Raw genomic sequence first — 24,924 nt, 5'->3', positions numbered from 1 at the left:
CTTAACTAACGCCGCGCGTGGTACAGGCTGACATGCCGAAATTCTTCCGGCTCCGCCAGATCCGGCAAGGTCATCGCCTCAAGCATTTCAATCCGCTCATACAACGGATGGCGGAAATCCCTCACCCGCGAATCCGCCACCAGCGCCTCGCGGCCGCGACTGAGAAACGCGTCGAGCAGCGGCAGATTCGCCCGGTCATACAACACGTCGGCGACCAGAATCAGATCGAAGCGATCGGTCTCGGCAAAGAAATCCGTCGAATAGCCCATCTGCACATCATTGAGTTCGGCATTTGCCCGGCACGCCGCGATCGCCAGCGGATCCAGATCGCAGGCCACCACTTCCAGCGCTCCGGCTTTCACCGCCGCGATGCCGGCGATCCCGGAACCGGCGCCGAAATCCAGCACGCGTTTGCCGCGCACCCATTCGGGAAACTCGGCCAGATAACGCGCCACCGCCAGACCGCTGGCCCAGCAAAAGCTCCAGTAGGGCGGCTCATGCAGGATGCGCCGGGTTTTTTCCTGGCTGAACTCGCGGGCCATGTTGTCGCCGTCGATCAGCCATAACTGCAAGTCACTGCCTGGCAACGCACAGGCTTTCAGTCTGGCGTCGCCGAGCAATTCACCCAGCGCCTGTTGCAGGTCGAGCGGTGCCTTCATGGCGCTTTGACAAATTGCAACTGGCCCAGCGCTTGAGTGGTTGGCTGGGTGATGGTCTGCGACGGCAGATGGAGGATCAATTGGCCGGACTGACTGGCGCGACCGCGCAGTTCAACCCGCGCGCCGGCCGGGAAGGCCTGCGGGTTGAAGCGCAGGCGGAAGGGCAGGATCTGGTTGTTGCCGATCAGGCTGGAACTGGCGAGCAATTGTTGCGGGCGGTCCTTGTCATCGATCACCAGCAGCGCCAGTTCGACTTCGGCGCCGGCCGGCACGCCCTGCAGGGTGCCGCTCAGTTCACGCTGATGCGCCGGCAGCGGGCCGAGTTCGGCGGCCTCTTTGGCTTTTTTCTGGGCCTGCTGTGGGGCCGGACCGGGCGTCGGCGGTTGCGGCTTGGGCGCATCGCTGCCACAGGCCACCAGCAGGCTGAAAAGACTGAGCAAAACGAGCGGACGTAACGGCATTGGAAGCTCCGGCAAAATGAAATCCATGGATCAGACGATCATGCCGTTCTGTATACCGCAAAGCCTATGGCTTGTCTTGCCACCGGGATGCGCTACCATGGCCCTCCCATTTTTTGTTGCCAGCCACCATGCACTGTCCCTTCTGCGGTGCCAACGACACCAAGGTCATCGACTCGCGTCTGGTCGCCGAGGGCGAACAGGTGCGCCGCCGGCGTGAATGCCTGGCCTGCGGCGAACGATTCACGACGTTCGAGACGGCCGAACTGGTGTTGCCGCGCCTGATCAAAACCGACGGCAGCCGCCAACCGTTCGACGAAGAAAAACTCCGTGCCGGCATGCAGCGCGCCCTGGAGAAACGTCCGGTGAGCGTCGAGCGCCTCGAATCCTCTCTGGTCCACATCAAGCACAAGCTGCGCGCCACCGGCGAACGCGAGGTCAAATCCCTCGTGGTCGGCGAGCTGGTCATGGCTGAATTGCAAAAGCTTGATGAAGTCGCCTACATCCGTTTTGCTTCGGTGTACAAGCGCTTCCAGGACCTCAATGAGTTCCGCGAAGAGATCGACCGCCTCGCTCGCGAGCCGGTGAAAGAATGACCACTGCCGCCGAGCAAGCCATCTTCGACGCCCACTTCATGGCCCGCGCGCTTGAACTGGCGCGCAAGGGCCACTACACCACTCATCCCAATCCACGGGTCGGCTGTGTGGTGGTGCGTGACGGGCAGATTGTCGGCGAAGGCTGGCATGAGCGCGCCGGCGAACCCCATGCCGAAGTCCACGCCTTGCGCGCCGCCGGGGAGCTGGCTCGGGGCGCCACCGCTTACGTGACCCTCGAACCGTGCAGCCATCACGGTCGGACGCCGCCGTGCGCCGATGCACTGGTCAACGCTGGCGTGGGACGGGTGGTCGCGGCAATGCGCGATCCGAACCCGCAAGTTGCCGGACGCGGTTTGCAGCGCCTGGCCGAGGCCGGCATCGCCACCGCAAGTGGTGTGCTGGAAGGCGAGGCACGCAAGCTCAATCAAGGTTTCCTGGAACGCATGGAACACGGCTTGCCGTTCGTGCGGGTCAAGTTGGCGATGAGCCTCGACGGCCGTACCGCAATGGAAAACGGCGAGAGTCAATGGATCACCGGCCCGGCCGCGCGTTCCGCTGTGCAGCGTTTGCGCGCTGAGGCTGCCGTGGTGCTGACCGGCGCCGATACGGTGCTGGCCGATGGCGCACGATTGACCGTGCGCGCTGACGAGTTGGGCCTGGATGCCGGGCAAACCGCTCTGGCCATGAGCCGCCCGCCGTTGCGCGTGTTGATTGACGGTCGCCTGCGGGTGCCGCTGGATGCGCCGTTCTTCAAGGCTGGCCCGGCGCTGGTTGCTACCTGCGTCGCCGTCGAAGAACAGTACGCCAACGGCCCGGAATGCCTGATCGTGCCGGGTGAAGACGGCCAGGTCGATCTGCATCAATTGCTGATCGAACTGGCCAGTCGCGGCGTCAACGACGTGCTTGTCGAGGCCGGCCCGCGCCTGGCCGGTGCCTTTGCCCAGCTCGGCCTGGTCGATGAGTTCGTGATTTTCATTGCCGGCAAGTTTCTCGGTTCCACGGCGCGGCCGTTGCTGGACTGGCCGCTGGCCCATATGAAGGACGCCCCAGAGCTGAAAATCACTGAAATCCGTGCGGTGGGCGATGACTGGCGAGTCACTGCCATCCCTGCCTCCTCGGCCCGCGTATAATTCCCGGCCATTGCGTAAGCGCTGGCCCAGTTCTCAAGGAGAACCCCATGTTCACCGGCATCATCGAATCCATCGGCAGTATCCGCGCACTGACCCCAAAGGGCGGTGATGTGCGGGTGTATGTCGACACCGGCAAGCTCGACCTGAGCGACGTCAAACTGGGCGACAGCATTGCGGTCAACGGCGTTTGCCTGACTGCGGTCGAGTTGCCGGGCGACGGTTTTGCCGCCGACGTCAGCCGCGAAACCCTGGACTGCACCGCCATGAATGACCTGAAAAGCGGCAGTCCGGTCAATCTGGAAAAAGCCCTGACCCCGACCACGCGTCTGGGCGGGCATCTGGTCAGCGGTCACGTCGACGGCGTCGGCGAAGTGGTCTCGCGCAGCGACAATGCCCGCGCCGTGGAATTTCGCATCCGCGCGCCCAAAGAACTGGCCAAGTACATCGCTCATAAAGGCTCGATCACCGTCGACGGCACCAGCCTGACCGTAAACGAAGTCGATGGCGCCGAATTCATGCTGACGATCATTCCGCACACCCTCAGCGAAACCATCATGGCTTCGTACAAGCCAGGGCGCCGGGTGAACCTGGAAGTCGATTTGCTGGCGCGTTATCTGGAGCGTCTGCTGCTGGGTGACAAAGCCGCCGAGAAAACCGCCGGCGGCACGATCACCGAAAGTTTTCTGGCCCAAAACGGCTACCTCAAATAATTTAAAAGAAGGGGGTGCCTTGTGGCGCTCAATAGCATCGAAGAACTGGTTGAAGACATCCGCCAAGGCAAGATGGTCATCCTCATGGATGACGAAGACCGCGAGAATGAAGGCGACCTGATCATGGCCGCCGAATGCTGCCAGGCTGAGCACATCAACTTTATGGCCAAGCACGCCCGTGGCCTGATCTGCATGCCGATGAGCCGCGAGCGCTGCGAGCTGTTGAAGCTGCCGCTGATGGCGCCGCGCAACGGTTCCGGTTTCGGCACCAAGTTCACCGTATCGATCGAAGCCGCCGAAGGCGTGACCACCGGCATTTCCGCCGCCGACCGCGCGCGCACCGTGCAGGCGGCTGCCGCCAAGGACGCCAAGGCTGAAGACATCGTTAGCCCCGGCCACATCTTCCCGCTGATGGCCCAGGCCGGCGGCACCCTCGCTCGCGCCGGTCACACCGAAGCCGCTTGCGACCTGGCGCGCATGGCCGGTTTCGAGCCGAGCGGGGTGATCTGCGAAGTGATGAACGACGACGGCACCATGTCCCGTCGCGCCGAGCTGGAAGCGTTCGCCGCCGAACACAACATCAAGATCGGCACCATCGCCGACCTGATTCACTACCGGATGATCCACGAACGTACCGTTCAGCGGATTGCCGAGCAGCCACTCGACAGCGAACTGGGCCAATTCAACCTGGTGACCTATCGTGATTCGGTGGAAGGCGACGTGCACATGGCGCTGACCCTGGGCACCGTGTGCGCCGAAGAACCGACCCTGGTCCGCGTGCACAACATGGACCCGTTGCGCGATCTGCTGATGGTCAAGCAGCCGGGCCGCTGGAGCCTGCGCGCCGCCATGGCCGCCGTGGCCGATGCCGGCAGCGGTGTGGTGCTGTTGCTCGGCCACCCGCTCGATGGCGACGTGCTGCTGGCGCATATTCGTGAAACCGCTGATCAGGCACCGACGAAAAAACCGACCACCTACAGCATCGTTGGTGCCGGTTCGCAGATCCTGCGTGACCTCGGCGTACGCAAAATGCGTTTGATGAGCGCACCAATGAAATTTAATGCGATATCCGGTTTCGATCTGGAAGTTGTAGAATACGTGCCCTCCGAATAATGACCCGGAGATTCGTATTGCTGGTGTACACCGATTGTGGCGAGGGGATTTATCCCCGTTGGACTGCGTAGCAGTCCCAAAAAACAGGGGCCGCTACGCAGCCCAACGGGGCGGTGCGACGTTTCGCTAAATCCCCTCGCCACAGGTTTATCATCAAGCGGCAATGCGGTGTTTCCGGCCATGAAATCGTGGCTAATATTATCGAGGGATGCGTACGAAACGCGTCCCGGCTCTTTAAGAGAACTGACGAATGACCCTGAAGACCATCGAAGGTACCTTCATCGCCCCCAAAGGCCGCTACGCTCTGGTAGTGGGCCGCTTCAACAGCTTCGTGGTTGAAAGCCTGGTCAGCGGTGCCGTGGATGCCCTGGTTCGCCACGGCGTGAGCGAAAGCGACATCACCATCATCCGCGCACCGGGCGCCTTCGAAATCCCGCTGGTTGCGCAGAAAGTCGCCCAGAAAGGCGAGTTCGCCGCGATCATCGCCCTCGGCGCGGTCATTCGTGGCGGTACTCCGCACTTCGAATACGTCGCAGGCGAGTGCACCAAGGGCCTGGCCCAGGTGTCCATGGAATTCGGCGTACCGGTCGCGTTCGGCGTCCTGACCGTTGATTCCATCGAGCAAGCCATCGAACGTTCCGGCACCAAGGCCGGTAACAAAGGTGCCGAAGCTGCCCTGTCCGCTCTGGAAATGGTCAGCCTGCTGGCGCAGTTGGAGGCCAAGTGATTAGCGACGAAAGCGATCGTTTCAACCCGCGCGATCCGAAACCTGCGGATGCCGGCAAGCCCTCGAAAAGCGTCAAGCGTCGCGAAGCCCGTCAGCTCGCCACTCAAGCGCTGTACCAGTGGCACATGGCCCGGCAATCGCTGAACGAGATCGAAGCGCAGTTTCGCGTTGATAACGATTTCACCGATGTCGACGGCGCCTACTTCCGCGAGATCCTCCACGGGGTTCCGCAGTTCAAGACCGAAATCGACACCGCCCTGACGCCTTGCCTGGATCTGACGATCGAAGAGCTGGACCCGGTTGAACTGGCGGTTCTGCGCCTGTCGACCTGGGAACTGCTCAAGCGCGTCGACGTGCCGTACCGCGTGGTGATCAACGAAGGTATCGAGCTGGCGAAAGTCTTCGGTTCGACCGACGGCCACAAGTTCGTCAACGGCGTGCTCGACAAGCTGGCCCCGCGCCTGCGTGAAGCTGAAGTGAAGGCGTTCAAGCGCTGATCGGCGCTTGAGCACTTTTTCTCAGCCATGGGCGAGTTTGAGCTGATCCGCAATTTCTTCGCCGCCGCGCCTTGTGCGCAGGGCGGCGAAGGCGTTGCTCTGGGGATTGGCGACGACTGCGCCTTGCTGGCGGTTCCCGCTGGGGAGCAGTTAGCTGTTTCCACCGATACGCTGGTGGCCGGCGTGCACTTTGCCGACCCCTGCGATCCGTTTCTGCTCGGTCAGCGCTCGCTGGCCGTCGCGGTCAGTGATCTGGCCGCCATGGGCGCCACGCCCGTAGCCTTTACCCTTGCTTTGACTGTGCCGACGGTGACCGCCGATTGGCTGCAAGCCTATGCCCGTGGCTTGAACCGCATGGCGCAAACCTGCGGCGTGGCACTGGTCGGCGGCGACACCACGCGTGGGCCGCTGAGCCTGACGGTCACTGTGTTCGGTCGCGTACCCGCGGGCCAGGCCTTGACCCGCAGCGGCGCACAGCCGGGCGATCTGCTCTGTGTCGGCGGCGAACTGGGCAATGCGGCCGGCGCCTTGCCGCTGGTCCTCGGGCAACGGGACGCCGCACCGCAAATTGCCGGGCCGTTGCTCGATCATTATTGGTCGCCACAACCGCAACTCGCCCTCGGTCAGGCCCTGCGAGGCAAGGCCACGTCGGCGCTGGACATCTCCGATGGCCTGCTCGCCGACTGCGGCCATATCGCCCTCGCGTCGAAGGTTCGGCTTGAGATTGAACGCGAGCGCGTACCGTTGTCGGATGCTTTAGTCGCGTTTCTCGGTCAGCGCGGCGCCGAGCGTGCGGCGCTGAGCGGTGGCGATGATTACGTCCTGGCGTTCACGTTGCCGTCCGCCGAGTTACCGGCGCTGCTGGCCGACGGCTGGCCGATCCATGAGATCGGTCGCGTGGTGCCGGGCGAGGGCGTGGTGCTGCACGACCGCGAAGGGCACGACATCACCCCGCACATTCGCGGCTACCAACATTTTCAGGAGACACCGTGACAGATCACCCGAAACAGGTTCCGGCCGAATTCGTGCCGCCGTCGGTCTGGCGCAATCCCTGGCATTTCCTTGCGTTCGGCTTCGGCTCGGGCACGCTGCCCAAGGCGCCGGGCACCTGGGGCTCGTTGGTGGCCCTGCCGTTCATTCCGTTGTGGCAGATGCTGCCCGATTGGGGCTACTGGCTGATGCTCGGGATCACCATGCTGTTCGGCTTCTGGCTGTGCGGCAAGGTCGCCGACGACCTGCGCGTGCACGATCACGAGGGCATCGTCTGGGACGAAATGGTCGGCATGTGGATCACCCTGTGGCTGGTGCCGGAAGGCTGGTATTGGTTGCTTGCGGGTTTTCTGGTGTTCCGCTTCTTCGACATTCTCAAGCCCTGGCCGATTCGCTGGATCGACAAGCATGTGCACGGTGGCGTCGGGATCATGCTCGACGACGTGCTGGCCGGTGTGTTCGCCTGGCTGGCAATGCAGGGGCTGGTGTGGGTGTTCGCCTGATCCGAATCAGGATTGAGTGAGGGGCAGATTGATGGTGCGACATTGGTTGGCGCTGCTGGTGCTGGTAGTGCAGGGCGCCGTTGCTCAAGCGCAGGAGGCCGCGCCTTTGCCTGCGGTGATCCATCTGGCCAGCGAAGACTGGGAAGACTATACGGCTGCCGACGGCCATGGTCTGGCCTGGGACGTGTTGCGCAAGGTGTTCGAACCGGCCGGGGTCCAACTGGATATGCGCACGGTCCCGTACACGCGCTCGGTGGGGCTGGTGCAATTGAAGGAAGTCGACGCGCTGGTCGGCTCCTACCGTGACGAAGCCGAGCACGTCCTGTACCCGCAGTGGCATTTCGACTCCGATCATATCTACGCCCTCGGCCTGGCAAGTCATCCCCAGCCGACCCCGGCCACGCTGGGCCAGTATCGGCTGGCCTGGGTGCGCGGTTACCGCTATGAAAATTACCTGCCGAACATTAAACGCTACAACCAGATCGAACGGCGTAGCGGCATTCTGTCGATGCTCAAGCAGGGGCGCGCGGATTACTACATCGATGCGCTGACCGAGGTGGAAGCCGTGGTGCGCAACGCCGCCGACCCGGCTCAGTATCGTTATTCGCATCTGGCCGAATTGCCGCTGTTTCTCGGGTTCGCCGACACTCCACAGGCCCGGGCGCTGATGGCGCTGTATGACCGGCGTATGGCGGAACTGGTGAAGAGCGGGGAGTTGAAGCCGATCTTCAAGAAGTGGCAGCAGCCGTATCCGTTCAACCCGAACTGAAGCCCAACACAAATCCCCTGTGGGAGCGAGCCTGCTCGCGATAGCGGACTGACATTCAACAATGATGTCGCCTGATCAACCCCTATCGCGAGCAGGCTCACTCCTACAAGGGACCGATGCAGGGCAGTCTGTCATCAAACTTTTTGATCGTTATGCCCGATAATTCAGCCTAAGCGTCGGCAGGAAGCTGCTGTTACAATGCCGGCCTGCGAATTTTCAGAATTTTTAGATCAGGAGCACACCGGTGCCTGTCGTCTTTGTTGCCGCTTGCAAGCTGCCAACGCCTTATGCGCAATTCACCATGCACGGGTTTCTCGATGAAAGCACCGGCCGCGAGCACGTCGTGCTGAGCCTGGGTGAAATTGCCGATGGCGCTCCGGTACTCGGCCGTTTGCATTCCGAATGCCTGACCGGCGATGCCTTGTTCAGCCAGCGTTGCGACTGCGGCTCGCAACTGGACGCCGCCCTGCAGGCGATCGCCCGCGAAGGCCGTGGCGTGCTGCTGTACCTGCGCCAGGAAGGGCGCGGCATCGGTTTGCTGAACAAGATTCGCGCCTACGAATTGCAGGACGGCGGCGCCGACACCGTTGAAGCCAACGAGCGTCTGGGCTTTGCTGCCGATCAGCGCGACTATGCGATGTGTCTGCCGATGCTCGAGCACTTGGGCGTGAAATCCCTGCGTCTGATGACCAACAACCCGCGCAAGGTCAAAGCCTTGACTGACATGGGCATCGTCGTCGCCGAGCGCGTGCCGCTGCACACCGGCCATAACCCGCACAACAAACTCTATCTGGCGACCAAGGCCAGCAAGCTCGACCACATGATGGGTAACGAGCATCAGGGCGAGGTCGATCGCGCGTGACTCGCGGTCAGGTTCGGCGGCGGTTGTCGGTGACCTGGTGGCAATACCTGGCGCTGGCCCTGCTGCCGCTGTTCGTGCTCAACGCGCTGTTCGGCGAAGGCCAGGGCCTGCTGCCGGTGCTGGCGATGCCCCTGTTTATCGCCGGCGTCGCCTCGATGTTTGTCAGCCTGAAGTACTTCGGTCGCTACAAACACGCATTGATCGCCACGCAAAAAGCCCTCGATACCACCGATGAACCCGCCGCCTGGATTGCCCTCGCGGCGTGCCGGCGCACGGCGTTCCTGGTGGCGTCGTTGCCCGCGTGGATCGGTGCTCTGGCGGTGTTCGTCGGTCTCGAAGCCGTACCGCTGATGCTGCTGGCGTTGTCCACCGCCGTGCTGTTCTACCTCTACCGTATTCCGCGTCAACTCGGTTGATGCACCGTCTGTGCCTGGCGATTCTGCTGCTTGCCCTGAGCAGCCCGGCGCTGGCCGCGTTGCGTGTGGTCAGCCTCGCACCGTCGCTTTCTGAAATCGTCGTTGAGCTGGATTCCGCCGACCTGCTGGTCGGTGTGCTGGACGCTGGCGAACGGTCAGGGGCGATTGCCAATATTCCTTCTGTTGGTCGCTATGGCCAGCTCGACATGGAGCGCTTGCTCAGCCTCACCCCTGATCTGTTGCTGCTCTGGCCCGGCAGCGTCGGTCCTGCGCAGCGTGATCAATTAAAGCGTCTGGGCATCCCGACCTTCGTCGCCGAGCCGCACACCCTGGACCAGCTCACCGCGCAGATCGAAGCCATTGCCCGACAACTCGGTCGGCCTGAGCGTGGAATCCAGCGCGCAGCCGAGTTGCGCCAGACACTCGATGCCCTGCGCCAACGCTATCGCCGTGACGTGCCGTTGCGGGTGTTTTATCAGGTCTGGGACAAGCCGTTGTATACCGTCGGTGGCGGACAAATCATCAGCGATGCGTTGCAAGTGTGCGGGGCGCGCAATGTGTTCGATGATCTGAAATTGCCGGCGCCGCAAGTGAGTGTGGAAGCGGTGTTGCAGCGCGATCCCGAGGTGATTGTCGCCGGAGATCAGGCGCAGCTTGAGGCGTGGAAGGTGTGGCCGCAGGTGGCGGCTGTGAGGCAGGGGCGGTTGTTGCTGGTCAGCGATAAAGGTCTTGAAAGACCGAGTGGTCAGATGATCGAGGCAACGGCCAAGCTTTGCCGGTTGATCGCGCCTGACCGGTAGACCGCGTCGCCTCCATTCGCGAGCAAGCCCGCTCCCACATTTGATTGGTTTCAACCATGAATCTGAGGTGCAACCGAGATTCATTGTGGGAGCGGGCTTGCTCGCGAAAAGGCCAGTCAATCCAGTACAAATCAAGGATCAGAGTTCAGGTGTCCAGGTCACCCCAAACATCCACGCCCGGCCTTCCTCGCGATAGCCATACTGTCCGCCGTCATAACTGTAATTCGCCCGGCTGTAACCCTTGTCCAGCAAGTTATCCACCTTCAAGTCGAGCTTGATCTCACGGTTCAGCGCCCAACTGCTGCGCAGTCCGAGCGTGCCGTAGCCGCCCAGCGACTGGGTGTTCTTCAAATCATCGTAACTGCCGCTGACCAATTGCCAACTGGCGCCCAGCCCCAAGCGATCAAACTGCCGATCCAGATCCCAACTGGCCGTACGCCGTGCTCGTCGCGCCAAGGTATGGCCGCTGTCACGATCGCGCGGATCGATGATCGACACACCGAGATTGCTCTGCCAGCCGAACAAATCCTGCTTCAGCGCCGCCTCAAAGCCGTTGATCCTTGCCGACGCAACGTTTTCCGGGCGTGAGTTGCTGCCGAAGATAATCGCGTCTTCCAGGTCGGTGCGGTAAATCGAGGCTTCCAGGCGCGCGCTGTCGCTCAACTGGCTGCGCCATTGCAGCTCGTAGCTCTTCGAGGTTTCCGGTTTCAGCTTCGGGTTGCTGAAATCGGGGTAGTACAAGTCGTTGAAGGTCGGCGCACGAAAGCCTTCGCTGTAGCTCAGCAGCAAGTCATTGTCCGGATTCAGCGGCAGGGTGAAGGTGCCGCTCCAGGTGTTCTGGCTGCCGAATTGTTGATTGTCGTCATGGCGCAGACCCAGTTCCGTGGAAAAACTGTCGGCTTGATAACGATGCTGGATAAACGCCGCGCGATTCCAGCGGCTGTTCTCGTCGAACGCAGTGCTGCTGTTGATCCGGTCTTCGTACCAGTCGCCGCCGAGGATGAGGCTGTTGCGTGCGTCGAGCGTCAGGTCGTTCTGCCAGTTCACCGAGTCGCGGTAGGTGTTGAATACGGTGCGCTCGTCGCTGAGCTTGTCGAAGGTCTTTTCGCGGTTTTCGCTATGGCCGAGCTCGACGCGGGTTTTCCAAATTTCGTTGAGCCGCGCATCGACATAACTGCTGAGGCTGCTGACATTGAAATCGCTGTACGGCTGCTGTTGCACAGACTCGAATGTGGCCATGTCGAAGCGGCCGAACGGATTGTCGAATTCGCTTTTGCCACGGTTATCCAGCAGATTGGCGCCGACTTCGATGTTCTCGGTCAGCGCGTGGCTGAGGCTCAGACTGAGGGATTTGTTGAGGTAGGCGTCATGATCGCCATCGCTCGGGTACGACTCATGGGTGCGATCAATCCCGGCAGTCTCATCCAGGCTGGCGCCGAGGTTGAAACGGGTTTTCTCATCGCCACCGGATAATCCGAGACTGCGCTCCCAAGTCTGCTGGCTACCGAAGCCGAGGTGCAGGCGCGGCTGCAAGCCTGGTTCGCTGCCACGTCGGGTGAAAATCTGGATCACCCCGCCAATCGCATCGCTGCCGTAAATCACCGAGCGCGAACCGCGCAGTACTTCGACGCGCTCAATCTGCTCGATGTTCAGGTGCTGCAGATTGCTGTCGCCGGACGTCGAGTTGCCGATGCGCTGGCCATCGACCAGTACCAGACTCTGCGCCGATTGCGTGCCGCGAATGTAGACGCCCGGCAAACTGCCGCGCCCGCCGGTCTGCGCTACTTGCACGCCGGGGACGCGACGCAGCAGGTCGGGCACATTGCTCGGTTGCAGGCGGTCGATGTCTTCGCGGGTGAACACGGTGTTGGCGGCGCTGCTGTCGTTGCGCGCCTCGACTTGGCGGTTGGCGCTGATCAGCGTGTCGGGGAGCTTCAGCGCCTGATCGCGCTCGAAGGTGTCGGCGAGAGCGTTGGCGGTTGGCAGCAGGAGCAAGGGCAGGGCGAGGCGCGAGAGGTTCATCGTTGATCCGTGAGAAACTTCAGGTGTACACAAAACTTTCTGTTTCCACAAAACACTGTGGGAGCGGGCTTGCCCGCGAAGAGGCCGGCACATTCAAGATCAATGTTGAATGTGCCAACGCCTTCGCGGGCAAGCCCGCTCCCACAGGAGATGTGTGTTTTCCGACTTAACGGTTAAGCAAGTCCAGCCGCTGGCGAATCGACGCTTCGATCCCGGCTTCATCCAGGCCGCACTCGGCGAGCATTTGCGCCGGTTTTGCGTGCTCGACGTAGATATCCGGCAAGCCCAGATGCAGCATCGACTTGAGGATGTTCTCGCGGGCGAGGAATTCGCTGACCGCGCCGCCGGCGCCGCCCATGATCGCGTTTTCTTCGAGGGTCACCAGCAACTCGTGGCTACCGGCAATCTCGCGCACGAGCGCTTCATCCAGCGGTTTGACGAAACGCATGTCGACCACGGTGGCGTCGAGCTTCTCGGCGACTTTCAAGGCTTCGCTCAGTTGTACGCCAAACACCAGCATGGCGACCTTGCTGCCTTGGCGACGGACGCGGCCCTTGCCGATTTCGATCGGCTCGAGGTCTTTGTCGATAAGCGCGTTCGGGCCGCTGCCGCGCGGGTAACGCACCGCCGCCGGACCGTTGTAAAGGTGGCCGGTGGTGAGCATTTTGCGCAGTTCGTTTTCGTCGCTCGGGGTCATGATGACCATGCCCGGGATGCAGCGCAGGTACGACAGATCGTAGCTACCGGCGTGCGTCGGGCCGTCTTCGCCGACCAGACCGGCGCGGTCGATGGCGAACAGTACGTCGAGGTTCTGTACGGCGACGTCATGCACCAACTGGTCGTAACCGCGTTGCAGGAACGTCGAATAGATCGCCACCACCGGTTTCGCGCCTTCGCAGGCCATGCCAGCAGCGAAAGTGACCGCGTGCTGCTCGGCAATCGCCACGTCGAAATAACGCTCGGGGAAGCGCTCGCTGAACGCCACCAGATCCGAGCCTTCCTTCATCGCCGGGGTAATTCCGACCAGACGAGCGTCAGCCGCCGCCATGTCGCACAGCCACTCGCCGAATACCGCCGAATACTTCGGCCCGCCGGCTTGCTTCGGCGCAGCGGCCGGGGCGTCCAGCGGTTCGAGTTTGGTGATGGCGTGGTAACCAATCGGGTCGACTTCCGCCGGCGCGAAGCCTTTGCCTTTCTTGGTGACGATGTGCAGGAACTGCGGGCCTTTGAGATCGCGCATGTTGCGCAGTGTCGCGATCAGGGTCGGCAAATCGTGGCCGTCGATCGGGCCGATGTAGTTCCAGCCCAGTTCTTCGAACAGCGTGCCCGGAACCAGCATGCCTTTGGCGTATTCTTCGGTGCGACGGGCGATTTCCCAGGCGCCGGGCAGGCGCGAGAGGACTTTCTTGCTGCCCTCGCGCATGCTCGCGTAGGTGCGGCTGGAAAGGATCTTCGCCAGATAATTGGACAGCCCGCCGACATTGCGCGAGATCGACATGTCGTTGTCGTTGAGGATCACCAACATGTTGGCGTTGACTTCCGGCGCATGGTTCAGCGCCTCGAAGGCCATGCCCGCGGTCAGTGCGCCGTCGCCGATCACGGCGATGGCCTTGCGCTCGCTGTCTTGCAGGCGGGCGGCAATCGCCATGCCCAGCGCGGCGCTGATCGAGGTGCTGGAATGACCGACGCCAAAGGTGTCGTACTCGCTCTCGGAGCGACGCGGGAAAGCGGCGATGCCGTCCTTCTGACGCAGGCTGCCCATGCGTTCGCGACGGCCAGTAAGGATTTTATGCGGGTACGCCTGATGACCCACGTCCCACAGCAACCGGTCGTCCGGCGTGTCGAAGACGTAATGCAGCGCGATGGTCAGCTCGATCACGCCCAGGCCGGCACCGAAATGCCCGCCGGTCTGACCGACCGTGTAGAGCAATTCCAGGCGCAACTCATCGGCCAGGGTTTCCAGCTCGGCTTCGCCTAACCGGCGCAGGCCGTCCGGCGTGTTCGCGCGGTCGAGCAGGGGCGTGGTCGGGCGCTTGCGGGGAATCTCATGAAACGTCGTGGGCATCAGGCGAATCGTTATAGGTATAAAAGATGCGGCAGTTTACCTGATGCATCGTCCCCTGCCCACGCGTTGGTCTTTTTTGGCCGATACGCCGTCAGTTGCGCCGCTCGACGATATACCGGGCCAACTCGCGCAGCGGCTCGGCTGCCGCGTCAAACGGTCGCAGGGCGTGCAGCGCCTGATCGCGCAGTTCCAGCGCGTAAGCCTTGGCGGCGTCGAGGCCGAGCAGGGCCGGGTAGGTCGGCTTGTCCCGAGCGATGTCGGCGCCCTGGCGCTTGCCGAGCGTGGCGGTATCGCTTTCGACGTCGAGGATGTCGTCCTGCACCTGAAACGCCAGACCGATGGCCTGTGCATAGGTCTGCAACGCCTGAAGCTGATCGGCCCCGGCGTGCCCGCTGGCCAAGGCGCCGAGTCTGACGCTGACTTCGATCAGCGCGCCGGTCTTGTGCCGGTGCATCTGTTCAAGCGCTTTCTGATCGAGTTTGAGGCCGACCGAACCGAGGTCGATGGCCTGGCCGCCGACCATGCCCGCCGGGCCTGCGGCCTGCGCCAGCGCAGTCACCATTTGCAGGCGGATATCGCTGGGGCAATCACTCAGGCGCGGGTCGAGCAGGGCGCTGAAGGCCAGGCTCTGCAAGCCGTCACCGGCGAGAATCGCGCACGCTTCGTCGAATTTCTTGTGCGTGGTTGGCTGGCCGCGACGCAGATCGTCGTCATCCATCGCCGGCAGATCGTCGTGCACCAGCGAGTAGGCGTGGATCAACTCGACCGCGCATGCCGCGCCGCTGGCCTGTTCGGCCTGGCCGCCGAGCGCCTCGCACGCCGCGTAAGCCAACAATGGACGCACGCGTTTGCCGCCGTTCATCACGCTGTAGCGCATGGCTTCGTAGAGCCGCGCCAGCTCCGGCAGCGGCGCGTTGAACAAGGTCTCCAGCGCCGCGTTGACCCGGGCCTGACTGGTCGCCGAATACGCTGCAATCATTCTGGCTGTTCCGCGTCGAAGGGTTCCTCGGCGAGCTCGCCATCGCGCTCCAGCAGCACCTGCACCTTCTGCTCGGCTTGCGCCAGCGCCGCCTGGCAGTCACGGGTCAGGCCGATACCCTGCTCGAAAGCGGTCAGCGAGTCTTCCAGCGACAATTCGCCGTTCTCCAGACGCTCGACCAGTGTTTGCAGGTCGGCGAGGGACTGTTCGAAATCCAGTGCAGCTTTTTTGCGGGCCATGGCGGCAATTTCCGGTAGACGTTAAACCGGCGCGACACTAGCAGATAGGGGGGGTATGGGCAAATGAGCGGGCCTTGCCGCGGCTTATCCCTGTGGCGAGGGAGCTTGCTCCCGCTGGGTTGCGCAGCGACCCCAAAACCAGCCACCGCGATCAACAGGTGAACCGTGGTTGGCGGTCGGGGCCTGCTGCGCAGTCCAGCGGGAGCAAGCTCCCTCGCCACAAGGGTAGGTGATCAATCCGGAAAGTTGATTTTGTAACGCGTGCTGCGTCCGCCGCCGGGCAAACGTTGCAGGCAGCCTTTTTCCAGCAACTCCGCCAGATGCCGGGTCGCGGTGGCTTTGGACACCTTCGCAACTGTTTGATATTGCCCTGCGCTGAGGCCCTGTTCGAAACCGCGCTCACCGCCGTCGAGCAAGCGATTGAGCACTTTGATCTGCTCCGCTGAAAGGTCGGATTCGCGGTGCGCCTGCCAGAAGCGAGTTTTGCCCAATACCGAATCTATCCGAGTGATGGCTTGCTGCAGGCTGTGCAGCAAGGTCTTTAAAAACCACGTCAGCCATTCGGTGATGTCGAGCGTGGCTTTTTGGCTCGACTCCAGAATCCGGTAATAACCGACGCGATCCTCAAGAATGCTGGCGGACATGGCGTAGAAGCGGATCGCCTGCGCTTCGCCTTGAGCCAGTGCCAGATCAGTGACGGTGCGGGTCAGACGACCGTTGCCGTCATCGAACGGGTGCAGGGTGACAAACCAGAAATGGGCGATGCCTGCGCGTAGCAGCGGATCCAGCGAAACCTGATTGCGGCTGGCTTCGAACCAGTTCAAAAAACGTTCAAGTTGCTGTTCCAGCCCTTGGCGCGAAGGCGCCTCGAAGTGAACCGTTGGCCGGTCGAGGCGTCCAGACACGACTTGCATTGGCTCGTCGCCACGCAAGGTGCCGACGAGCATCGATCGGGCGCTGAACGTCGTTTCCTCGGCCGGGAACAGCCATGTGTGCCATTCCAGCAATCGTGAAACGGTCAGCGGCTCGTCGAAACCGTGGGTGGCATCGAGCATCAACTGCGCCAACCCTTCGCTACGCTGGCTGACGCTCTCGCGATCAACCCATTCCAGACCCAGGCGTCGGGCCAGCGAAGAGCGCACGGAGCCGACATTCAGTTGTTCACCTTCGATGGCGGAGGAGGTCACGATGTTCTGCAGCAACGCATCGAGTTGGCTCTGTGCACTCATCGAATCGCCCACCGAGCCGGCCATTCCCAGGAGTCGGCCCTGCGTCTGCACGCACTCGCGCAGCAGCGGGGCGAGGCGCTCGGCTTGCCAGTTGAAGTCGGGCCAATCGGGTTGTTGCCAGATCCAGTGCGCGGTCATCAATCACCTTTCCTACATGCATGAGCCGAATAAAAGCGCTATTCGGCTCATTTGGTGAGCCGAATATGCCGGCTATTCGGCTCACCGTCTACCAGGCGGCGCAGTTCCTACAGCAATCACACCTGTATCCGATTGTTAAAAAACTGCTGAATCGCTAATCTTCGCGCCTTCTACGGCCCGACAGTCTCGGGCTATTCAGACGAAACGCAGTTCACCGCTGTGAAGCGCCGAGGATCGGGTGCAAGGTTTCGTTCAAGGCATGGCAGGAGGCGTCACATGCGTTCATTTCTTTTGCTGCTGATCGGCCTCGCCTGCGCGCCTGCGCTGTGGGCGGCGCCGACTGCAGAATTGTCCGGGCCGGTCGGCGGCTGGCGCTATCACGGCTTGCTTGATCGCTCGGAAAACCCGCAGGTCGCTTATCCGACGCCGCCGATCGATCGCGGCATTCAGCGCAATCGCACGATGATCCAGGGCCAGCTCAAGGCCATCGGGCACATCCGCCCGCCGCACAGCCTCGCCGTAAACGGCAATCCATTGAATCTGTACACCGACGATCAGGGGCGTTTTGCCCGGCCGTACGCGTTCGGCGCCGGTTCCAACAGCGTCGAAGTGATCAGCGCCGACGGTCAGTCGCTCAAGCGCGTGCAATTTTACGAAGCCAATAACCTGCGCACGCCGGCGCGGATTCGTCTGGTCCTGGGCTGGGACGATCCGAAAGCCGAACTGGATCTGCATATTGTCACCCCCGATGGCCAGCATGCGTTCTGGGCGCGGCCGGCGCTGAGCAATGGCGGCGGTCTCGATCCGGATGGCGTCGACGGCCCCGGCCCTGAAATGTTCAGCATGACCGCGCCGTTGCACGGCACCTATCTGGTCTACGTCAACTATTGGGGCAACTTCGGCAACGGCGGCTATAACTTCGAGGAGACCAGCAACCAGAACGAGGTGATCACCTCGCAAATCACCTTGGTGCTCAACGAAAACACCGTCGACGAAAAACGCGAAACCTTCATCGTGCCCCTGCGGGCGATCGGTGATCTGCTGCTGGTCAAGACTTTCAACTATTAAGCATCCCGCCACGGATGAACTCGGATGTTGTGAACATGAGCGATAACACTGTGACCCAGGCTGCCGCGACACCCGCAGCCAAACCTTCGCGGCGCTGGCCGCTGGTACTGCTGGGCCTGTGCCTGGTGGCCGGCGTGGCGGGCGGTTTCGGCTGGCTGCTGCTCAAGCCCAAGGCGCCGCCAGCGGAACTTGCGAGCGACAAGCTTGGCCTTAGCCGTCCAGACGCCTTGCTCGAAACCCGCTCGCTGAGCCAGTTGCCCAAGGACCTGCTGACGGTGCCGTTCCTCAAGGCTACGCTGACTGAAGACTTCGTCTTCTATTACGAAACCCACGCCGATCGCCTCGGCCTGATCGGCAGCCTGCGCCGGATCGTCTACGAGCATGACCTGAAGTTGCAGGACAGCCTGATCGAGCAGCTTTTCGATCAACCGGCCGACGTCGCGCTGTGGCGTGGCGCCGATGGTCGCCTGAAGGATTTTCTGCTGGTGATGGATCGCGGCGGGCTGGCGAAGCTGCTCGAGCCGCTGGCAAAAGTCGCTTTGGATGACACCCAGCTCAGCGTCTTCGCCAGCCTCAAGGTGGGCGGTGACGAGGTGTCGTTGTATCAGCTCAGCTACAGCGCCAGTAAATCACTGCTGTTCGCGTCCCGCGGCGACAAACTGGTGGTGCTGTCCAATCCGGCCAAGTACTACGACCCGGAGAGCGGCGTGTCGCAAGAGCCCGGCCACGTCTCGGCGCAAGCGCTGGAGGCGCTGCTCAACGGCGAAAAACTTTTCCCCGAAGCGTTCGGCCTGCCGGCGAAAAGCCCGGAAACCAAGCAGCGCCTGTCGGTCAATTCCAGTGTCCTTGCCATGGGCTACCAGCGCTTCATCCCGAATTTCGCCGGGCTGCGTTTCGACATGGACGACAAGGGCTGGCACAGCTACCTGGCCATGGATGAGCTGGAAAACCAGCCGGACTTCGATTTTCAACCGGTCTGGCAAGCGATGCCATTGGGCGCAAGCGCCTGCGTGACCCTGCCGGTGGCGGCCGAGCCGCAGAAGCCGATATTGATCAAGCTCGGCGCCGAAGAAGCCGTGGCGCAGACACTCACCGAACACGTGGCCGGCGCGGCGGGCCTGTGCTGGTACGCCGATTCGCGACTGTACACGCCGTTGCTGGTTGCCAGTCTCAAAGATGAGGACAGCAGCAAGCTCGACGGCGACCTCGGCAAACTGTTCGGCTCGATGGTTGGCGCGTTCGAGGCCAACGTCGCCGAAAACGTATTTCCGGTGGTTGAGAAACAAGAAGGTCAAAGCCACGTCTGGCAGCGTCAGGTCAGCTCCAGTTTCGGCCCGTATGCGGCGAAGACTGCCGAGAACCCGGACGCCATCAGCGGCCGCGCGTTCATGAAAGTCAGCCTCGCCCGTCACGGCTCGACGCTGCTGTTTTCCCTCGATGACAAGCTGGTCGACAAAGCCCTCGGCACCCTCGACAAGCGCTTCCCGCCGATGGCCGACGTGTTGCCCAAAGATGTGCTGATGCCGATCTACTTCGGTCCGGACGCAATGGCGCAACTGATGCAGCGCGAAACTCTCGACAGCCTGCCGCAGGACATGGAACCGGTGTTCTATAACGCCGCGCAAACTTACCTGATGCCGAAACTGCGCACCCTCGGCGGCTACGGCAAATATGCCCTGACCTTGCCCGACGGCAGCGAGCCTGACGGTCACTGGCAATGGTTGCCACTGGAATGGAAAGCGCTGTGACCGCACTGATCCGCAGCCTCGGCCTGCTCGCGCTGCTGTTGAGCGCAGGTGCCCGCGCGGTGGAAGCGCCGGCGCTCGATCCTGCGCAGTCGCAGGTGTTCCGCGCCTGGTTCGTGCGCATCGCCCAGGAACAACTGAGCCAGGGTCCGAGCCCACGCTGGTATCAGCAGGACTGCGCGGGACTGGTGCGTTTTGCTGCCAACGAAGCGCTGAAAGTCCACGATGACAAATGGCTGCGCAGCAATGGCCTGTCCAACCGCTATCTCCCGCCGGAGCTGTCGCTGAGCGACGAGCAGCGCAAGCTCGCGCAACAGTGGCAGCAGGGCGGCGGCAAGGTCGGGCCCTACGTCAACGCGATCAAATTGATCCAGTTCAACAGCCATCTGGTCGGCCGCGATGTGTCGCAGGCGCGGCCCGGTGACTTGATGTTTTTTGATCAGGGCGACGACCAGCACCTGATGATCTGGATGGGTCGCTACATCGCCTATCACACCGGCACCACCACCCCCACTGACAACGGCATGCGTTCGGCAAGCCTGCAGCAACTCATGACATGGAAGGACACCCGATGGATACCCGACGCAGCCAACCCCAACTTCATCGGCGTCTATCGACTCAACTTTCTCTCCCAATGACCGGTGCCCGCATGTTGCGACTCTGCTCCCGAATCCCTTTGCTGCTGGCGCTGTTGCTGCCACTGGCGACCGTGAATGCCGACGATTCGGTCGAGCCCAGCGGCTACACGCCGGTGTCCGGCGAAAGCTTCTTTCTGCTCGCCGACAGCAGTTTTGCCAGCGATGAACAGGCGATGGTCCGGCTTGAAGCGCCGGGTCGCGATTACCGGCGCTTTCGCATGGAACCCTACGGCGGCGCCGACATTCGCGTATATCGCATCGACAAGCCGCTGGACTTTCTCAAGCGCCAGAAGAATCTGCACCGCGTCGTCAGTGACGGCCAGTTCAAGGGCGAAGGCCTCTCCAATACCCTCGCGTATCTGTGGGACAACTGGTACCGCAAATCCCGCCGGGTGATGCAGCGTGCGTTCTCTTACGAATCGCGCAAACAAGTCACTGAAGAAGTCCCGGAACTGAAGATGGGCGACGCCATGGTCGCGCCGACACCGTACGACGCTCAGCCGCAATTCGCCTTGATTCCGGGTCTGCCGGTGGTCAGCCAGTTCCGTTATCCGCTGTGGCAGGCCAAGCCGATCCAGCCGCCGGCCGGGGTCAATCTGGCCGGCTCGTCGAGTGATTTTGTCAGCGTTGCTCCCGGGAACGTTTACATCCCGCTGGGCAACCTGAAACCGGGGCTGTACCTGGTCGAAGCACTGATCGGCAAGTACCGCGCGACGACTATGGTGTTCGTCTCCAACACCGTTGCGGTGAGCAAGATTGCCGGCGATGAATTGCTGGTCTGGGCCGCACGCAAACATGAGGGCAGTTCGGTATCCAAGGTCAATGTGCTGTGGACCGATGGCCTCGGCGTGATGAGCAGTGGTGCCACCGATGCCGACGGTCTACTGCGTCTGAAACATGTCAGCCCAGAGCGCTCGTTCGTCATCGGCGAGGACGAAGAGGGCGGGGTGTTCGTCTCGGAAAACTTCTACTACGACAGCGAAATCTACGACACCAAACTCTATGCCTTCACCGACCGCCCGCTGTATCGTCCGGGCGATTGGGTATCGCTGAAAATCGTCGGTCGCGAGTTCAAGAATGCGCGTGATTCGGTGCTGCCGGGCGCGGCGGATGTCAGCGTCAGCGTGCTGGATGCCACCGGCACCGAGCTGCAAACCCTCGACCTGAAGCTGGACTCCAAGGCCGGTACGCAGGGCCGGTTCCAGTTGCCGGACAACGCCGTGGCCGGTGGTTACGAAATCCGGTTCAACTACAAGGATCAGGCCTACAGCAGTGCCTTTCGCGTGGCCGAATACATCAAGCCGCACTTTGAAATCTCGCTTAACCTGGCCAAGCAGGATTACCGCACCGGTGAGCCGGTCAAAGGCAGTCTGGTGCTGCTCTACCCGGACGGCAAACCGGTGGCCAACGCCAAGCTGACGCTGGGCCTGCGCGCTCAGCAACTGTCGATGGTCGACAACGAACTGCAATACCTCGGGCAATTCCCGGTGGAACTGAGCAGCACCGAACTGACCACCGACAGCAAAGGCAACGCCAGCCTCGACCTGCCAGCGGCGGATAAACCGAGCCGCTACATGCTCACCGTGTTCGCCAGCGATGGCGCGGCGTATCGGGTCAAGACCACCAAGGAAATCCTCATCGACCGAGGCGCCGCGAGTTTCCGCCTGAGCGCGCCACAGCGTTTCAGCGCAGTCGGCGACAAGGTCGCGTTCAGCTATGCCAACGAGGGCGGCACTGAACAGGGCAAAGCGGTTGCCCCGAGTACGTATGGCTGGGTTCGACTGGAGGACCAAAGCACGGGCGAAGGCAAACTCACCGCGACTGACAAAGGTTTCAGCCTCGCGTTCGAGCGTCCGGGTACTTACAACCTGACGCTGAAGGACCAACACGGCCGCGTCCTCGGCGCCACCGGCCATTCGGTCACTGGCGACGGTGTGAAAGCGGTGCCGGGTACGGTGGAAATTGTCCTCGACAAGCCTGAATACAAGGCCGGCGAAGAAGCGCTGGCGCTGATTACCTTCCCCGAGCCTGTCAGCGATGCACTGTTGTCGCTGGAGCGCGACAAGGTCGAAGCCACCGCGCTGCTGGCCAAGGGCGGCGACTGGCTGAAGCTGGAAAAACTCAGCGACACTCAATACCGCGCACGCATCCCGGTGAAGGACAACTTCGCACCCAACCTGATCTTCTCGGTGCTCTATACCAAGGGCGGCCAATACAGCTTCCAGAACGCCGGGATCAAGGTGGTCGCGCCGCAAATTGATGTGGCGATCAGCACGGACAAAGCGGTGTACCTGCCGGGCGACACCGTTACGATTGATCTGACCACTCAGTTCGCCGGCAAAGCCATTCCCGCGCACCTGACCGTCAGCGTGGTCGATGAAATGGTCTACGCGCTGCAACCGGAAGTCGCGCCGACCATCGACCAGTTCTTCTATCACCCACGGCGTAACAACGTGCGCACCAGCGCCAGCCTGTCGTTCATCAGTTACGACGTGGCGCTGCCGGGCAGCCCTGGCGCGCCGGGCAAAGCCAATCGCAGCGAGCGCGGAGTAAAAGTGCTGGAGCGGCCGCGTCGCGAAGACGTCGACACCGCTGCGTGGCAACCGGAGTTGCTGACCGGCGCCGACGGCAAAACCCGCTTCACCTTCAAGATGCCGGACTCGCTGACCCGCTGGCGCATCACCGCCCGCGCCATTGCCGATGACGGTCAAGTGGGGCAGAAGAAACAGTTCGTCCGTTCGGAAAAACCGCTGTACCTGAAATGGAGCGGGCCGAGCAAATTCCGCAAGGGCGATCAGCCGCAACTGGGCGTGTTTGCTTTCAGCCAGGCCGAGAAACCGGTCAAGGCTGAGCTGGTCACTCACTACGCGGGTGCCGAACAGCGCCTGCCGGTGACCCTGAACAGCGGCATCAATTACCTGCCACTGCCGGCGTTCGCTCTGGCCTCTGGCGAGTGGACCGCGCAACTGGTGCAGGACGGCAAAGTCGCCGATGCCCTGGCCGTGCGTTTGAGCGCGACTGGGGATGGCTGGCAAATGACCCAGACGCAAAGCCTCGATGTGGTCAGCGGCGACACGCCTTTGAATCTGCCGGCGGATGCCACGGACATTCGCCTGCGTCTGGACGACAGCCCGCAAGCGCTGTTCCGTTCGGCCCTCGACGATCTGCTCAGCTACCCGTACGGCGGCGTCGAACAGACGGCCAGCCGTTTGCTACCGCTGAGCATCGCCTACCCATCGCTGGCCTCGAATCCGCAGATTCGTGATCGCTTGCGCCTGATCATGCGAAACAGCCGTCTGCGTCTGGTGCAAATGGCCGGGCCGTCGGCGAGCTTCACCTGGTGGGGCTACGACGGCGAGCCGGATGCATTCCTCACCGCGTATGCCTATTACGCCGACTGGAACGCCAGCCGCGTACTCGACCTGTCCCTGCCGCCGGAGCATTGGCAGCGGGTGCTGGAGGTTTACGCCAAGCAGGCGCCGAACACGCCGTTGCTGCAGCGGGCGCTGATTCTGTCGTTCGCCAAACAGATGCAGTTGCCGGTGACCACGTTGCTCAGTGGTCTGATCGGCGATCTGGCCAAGGCGGGTGAAGGTAGCGCCGAGACCTTGCTCGACGATGGCCGGGAAAGTCTGGTGATGAACGATCCGGATTCGGCGCTGGGGCTGGCGGCGGCACGGGTGCTGACCGCTGCGTTGGCCACGCAGGCGAAAGTCGCCTTGCCAGATGCGTTCAATCGTCAATTGGGCGCAGCGCAACAACGTCTGGCGGTCAGTTCGCAGCCGTTTGTCGAAGCGCTGAACCTGTCGCTGCAGCCGTTCGATCAAGCTCGCGCGACGGCGTTGCTGCAACGTCTGCTGCCGCAGCAATCGACGCTGGAGCGGGCACTGGCGCTGACCTGGCTGCAACGCAGCATCGCCCAGGCGTCGCCGACCATCGCGCTGATGCCCGGTGAAGGCTGGAAGAAAAATTACGGTGCCAGCGGCGAGATGTACTGGACATGGCAGGGCGCGACGCCGCAGCCGAGCGTGCTGACCGTGTCCGGCACGCAGGAGCGTCCGTTGCGCGCGGCGCTAAGTTTCCAGACTCAACAGCCGCCAAGCGATCCGATGGCCGTGACCGTCACCCGCCGTCTGTCGCGACTGGTGCCGGGTGACGAAGCATTCACCTTCAAACTCGAGCCGGTCGGCAGCAAGCCGCTGTTCAGCGACAGCCTGTACCTGGACGAAGTGATCCTCACCAGCAAAGCGCCGCAACCCCTGCGCTACGGCATGCTTGAAGTGCCGCTGCCGCCCGGCGCCGATGTTGAACGCACCACGTGGGGCATCAAATTGCAGGGCAAGGACGGCACCGAACCGACTGCGCTGGAGAAAGCGAAATTCGAACCGGGGCAACTGGCCTACGCGGTGCCGGTGGATGCGCTGAGCGGCGAATTGCGCCTGCGCCATCTGGTGCGCTTCTCGCAGAAAGGTCAGTTCAACCTGCCACCGGTGCGCTTCAGTCAGGTTTACGCACCGCAGCATCAGGCCCAGGAAGCGAAAGCCGCCCTCGGTCAGGTCACGGTCAACTGA

At 62.3% G+C, this 24,924-nt stretch carries 23 protein-coding genes; 16 read left to right on the top strand and 7 right to left on the bottom strand.

From position 1 onward, the window contains the following. Positions 1–5: 5 nt before the first annotated feature. Together HU765_RS07145 and HU765_RS07140 are read right to left on the bottom strand one after the other, a co-directional pair. Entirely contained in the window at positions 6–659 is a 654-nt protein-coding gene (locus HU765_RS07145) for a 50S ribosomal protein L11 methyltransferase (protein WP_186619534.1), read from the bottom strand. After that, positions 656–1,120 (bottom strand): YbaY family lipoprotein, encoded by a 465-nt coding sequence (locus HU765_RS07140; protein ID WP_186546746.1) that lies wholly within the window; start codon positions 1,118–1,120, stop codon positions 656–658. Before HU765_RS07140 ends, HU765_RS07145 begins: the two co-directional genes overlap by 4 nt. Positions 1,121–1,248: 128 nt before the next feature. On the opposite strand from HU765_RS07140, the gene nrdR reads away from it, so the two are divergent. From nrdR to HU765_RS07080, 12 genes are all read left to right on the top strand, one after another. Then, positions 1,249–1,713, top strand: coding sequence for a transcriptional regulator NrdR (gene nrdR / locus HU765_RS07135; RefSeq protein WP_007910946.1), 465 nt, complete (start codon positions 1,249–1,251; stop codon positions 1,711–1,713). Then, complete coding sequence (ribD, locus tag HU765_RS07130) at positions 1,710–2,843, top strand: bifunctional diaminohydroxyphosphoribosylaminopyrimidine deaminase/5-amino-6-(5-phosphoribosylamino)uracil reductase RibD (protein WP_186619533.1); 1,134 nt, start codon at positions 1,710–1,712, stop codon at positions 2,841–2,843. The genes nrdR and ribD overlap by 4 nt, the downstream gene beginning before the upstream one ends. Positions 2,844–2,890: 47 nt before the next feature. After that, positions 2,891–3,553 (top strand): riboflavin synthase, encoded by a 663-nt coding sequence (locus HU765_RS07125; protein WP_186619532.1) that lies wholly within the window; start codon positions 2,891–2,893, stop codon positions 3,551–3,553. A 21-nt stretch (positions 3,554–3,574) separates the two neighbouring features. Then, positions 3,575–4,666, top strand: coding sequence for a bifunctional 3,4-dihydroxy-2-butanone-4-phosphate synthase/GTP cyclohydrolase II (gene ribBA / locus HU765_RS07120; RefSeq protein ID WP_186619531.1), 1,092 nt, complete (start codon positions 3,575–3,577; stop codon positions 4,664–4,666). Between the two features lie 250 nt (positions 4,667–4,916). Next, positions 4,917–5,393, top strand: coding sequence for a 6,7-dimethyl-8-ribityllumazine synthase (gene ribE / locus HU765_RS07115; RefSeq protein WP_003228649.1), 477 nt, complete (start codon positions 4,917–4,919; stop codon positions 5,391–5,393). Then, entirely contained in the window at positions 5,390–5,890 is a 501-nt protein-coding gene (nusB, locus tag HU765_RS07110) for a transcription antitermination factor NusB (protein WP_186546750.1), read from the top strand. The genes ribE and nusB overlap by 4 nt, the downstream gene beginning before the upstream one ends. A gap of 27 nt (positions 5,891–5,917) precedes the next feature. Beyond that, positions 5,918–6,883, top strand: coding sequence for a thiamine-phosphate kinase (gene thiL, locus HU765_RS07105; protein WP_186619530.1), 966 nt, complete (start codon positions 5,918–5,920; stop codon positions 6,881–6,883). Next, a complete protein-coding gene (locus HU765_RS07100) occupies positions 6,880–7,383 on the top strand; it encodes a phosphatidylglycerophosphatase A (protein WP_039761886.1) in 504 nt (167 codons plus the stop codon). Before thiL ends, HU765_RS07100 begins: the two co-directional genes overlap by 4 nt. A gap of 31 nt (positions 7,384–7,414) precedes the next feature. Further along, positions 7,415–8,152, top strand: coding sequence for a transporter substrate-binding domain-containing protein (locus tag HU765_RS07095; protein WP_186546752.1), 738 nt, complete (start codon positions 7,415–7,417; stop codon positions 8,150–8,152). Positions 8,153–8,396: 244 nt separating this feature from the next. Then, entirely contained in the window at positions 8,397–9,014 is a 618-nt protein-coding gene (gene ribA / locus HU765_RS07090; protein ID WP_186546753.1) for a GTP cyclohydrolase II, read from the top strand. After that, entirely contained in the window at positions 9,011–9,430 is a 420-nt protein-coding gene (locus HU765_RS07085; RefSeq protein WP_186546754.1) for an MFS transporter, read from the top strand. The genes ribA and HU765_RS07085 overlap by 4 nt, the downstream gene beginning before the upstream one ends. Beyond that, entirely contained in the window at positions 9,430–10,230 is an 801-nt protein-coding gene (locus HU765_RS07080; protein WP_186619529.1) for a cobalamin-binding protein, read from the top strand. Before HU765_RS07085 ends, HU765_RS07080 begins: the two co-directional genes overlap by 1 nt. A gap of 138 nt (positions 10,231–10,368) precedes the next feature. Here the strand turns inward: HU765_RS07080 and HU765_RS07075 are convergent, their stop codons facing one another. The 5 genes from HU765_RS07075 to HU765_RS07055 form a co-directional block, all read right to left on the bottom strand. Next, a complete protein-coding gene (locus HU765_RS07075) occupies positions 10,369–12,252 on the bottom strand; it encodes a TonB-dependent receptor (protein WP_186619528.1) in 1,884 nt (627 codons plus the stop codon). 166 nt (positions 12,253–12,418) lie between these two features. After that, the gene (dxs, locus tag HU765_RS07070) at positions 12,419–14,317 is read right to left on the bottom strand and encodes a 1-deoxy-D-xylulose-5-phosphate synthase (protein ID WP_186619527.1); all 1,899 of its coding nucleotides are present in this window, start codon (positions 14,315–14,317) and stop codon (positions 12,419–12,421) included. 91 nt (positions 14,318–14,408) lie between these two features. Next, a complete protein-coding gene (gene ispA, locus HU765_RS07065) occupies positions 14,409–15,296 on the bottom strand; it encodes a (2E,6E)-farnesyl diphosphate synthase (RefSeq protein WP_186619526.1) in 888 nt (295 codons plus the stop codon). After that, on the bottom strand, positions 15,293–15,535 hold the full coding sequence (locus tag HU765_RS07060) for an exodeoxyribonuclease VII small subunit (protein WP_003228627.1): 243 nt from the start codon (positions 15,533–15,535) through the stop codon (positions 15,293–15,295). Before HU765_RS07060 ends, ispA begins: the two co-directional genes overlap by 4 nt. A 233-nt stretch (positions 15,536–15,768) precedes the next feature. Further along, a complete protein-coding gene (locus HU765_RS07055) occupies positions 15,769–16,902 on the bottom strand; it encodes a Fic family protein (protein ID WP_186619525.1) in 1,134 nt (377 codons plus the stop codon). Positions 16,903–17,178: 276 nt separating this feature from the next. Here HU765_RS07055 and HU765_RS07050 point away from each other — a divergent pair, with 276 nt between their 5' ends. The 4 genes from HU765_RS07050 to HU765_RS07035 are packed head-to-tail and all read left to right on the top strand — an operon-like array spanning position 17,179 to position 24,924. Continuing rightward, positions 17,179–17,970 carry a DUF2135 domain-containing protein gene (locus HU765_RS07050; protein ID WP_186619524.1) on the top strand — a complete coding sequence of 264 codons (792 nt, stop codon included), beginning with the start codon at positions 17,179–17,181 and terminating at the stop codon, positions 17,968–17,970. A gap of 35 nt (positions 17,971–18,005) precedes the next feature. Next, the gene (locus tag HU765_RS07045) at positions 18,006–19,718 is read left to right on the top strand and encodes a DUF2138 domain-containing protein (RefSeq protein ID WP_186619523.1); all 1,713 of its coding nucleotides are present in this window, start codon (positions 18,006–18,008) and stop codon (positions 19,716–19,718) included. After that, positions 19,703–20,353: a DUF1175 family protein gene (locus HU765_RS07040; protein WP_186619522.1), complete on the top strand. Its 651-nt coding sequence runs from the start codon at positions 19,703–19,705 to the stop codon at positions 20,351–20,353. The genes HU765_RS07045 and HU765_RS07040 overlap by 16 nt, the downstream gene beginning before the upstream one ends. Next, positions 20,350–24,924 (top strand): alpha-2-macroglobulin, encoded by a 4,575-nt coding sequence (locus HU765_RS07035; RefSeq protein ID WP_186619521.1) that lies wholly within the window; start codon positions 20,350–20,352, stop codon positions 24,922–24,924. Before HU765_RS07040 ends, HU765_RS07035 begins: the two co-directional genes overlap by 4 nt.

It is taken from the genome of Pseudomonas sp. SWRI81 (assembly GCF_014268545.1).
In the GTDB taxonomy this organism is placed as follows: Bacteria; Pseudomonadota; Gammaproteobacteria; order Pseudomonadales; family Pseudomonadaceae; genus Aquipseudomonas; species Aquipseudomonas hamedanensis.
The sequence above is the reverse complement of the archived record's forward strand: the minus strand, read 5'-3'. Positions and strand labels throughout refer to the sequence as shown.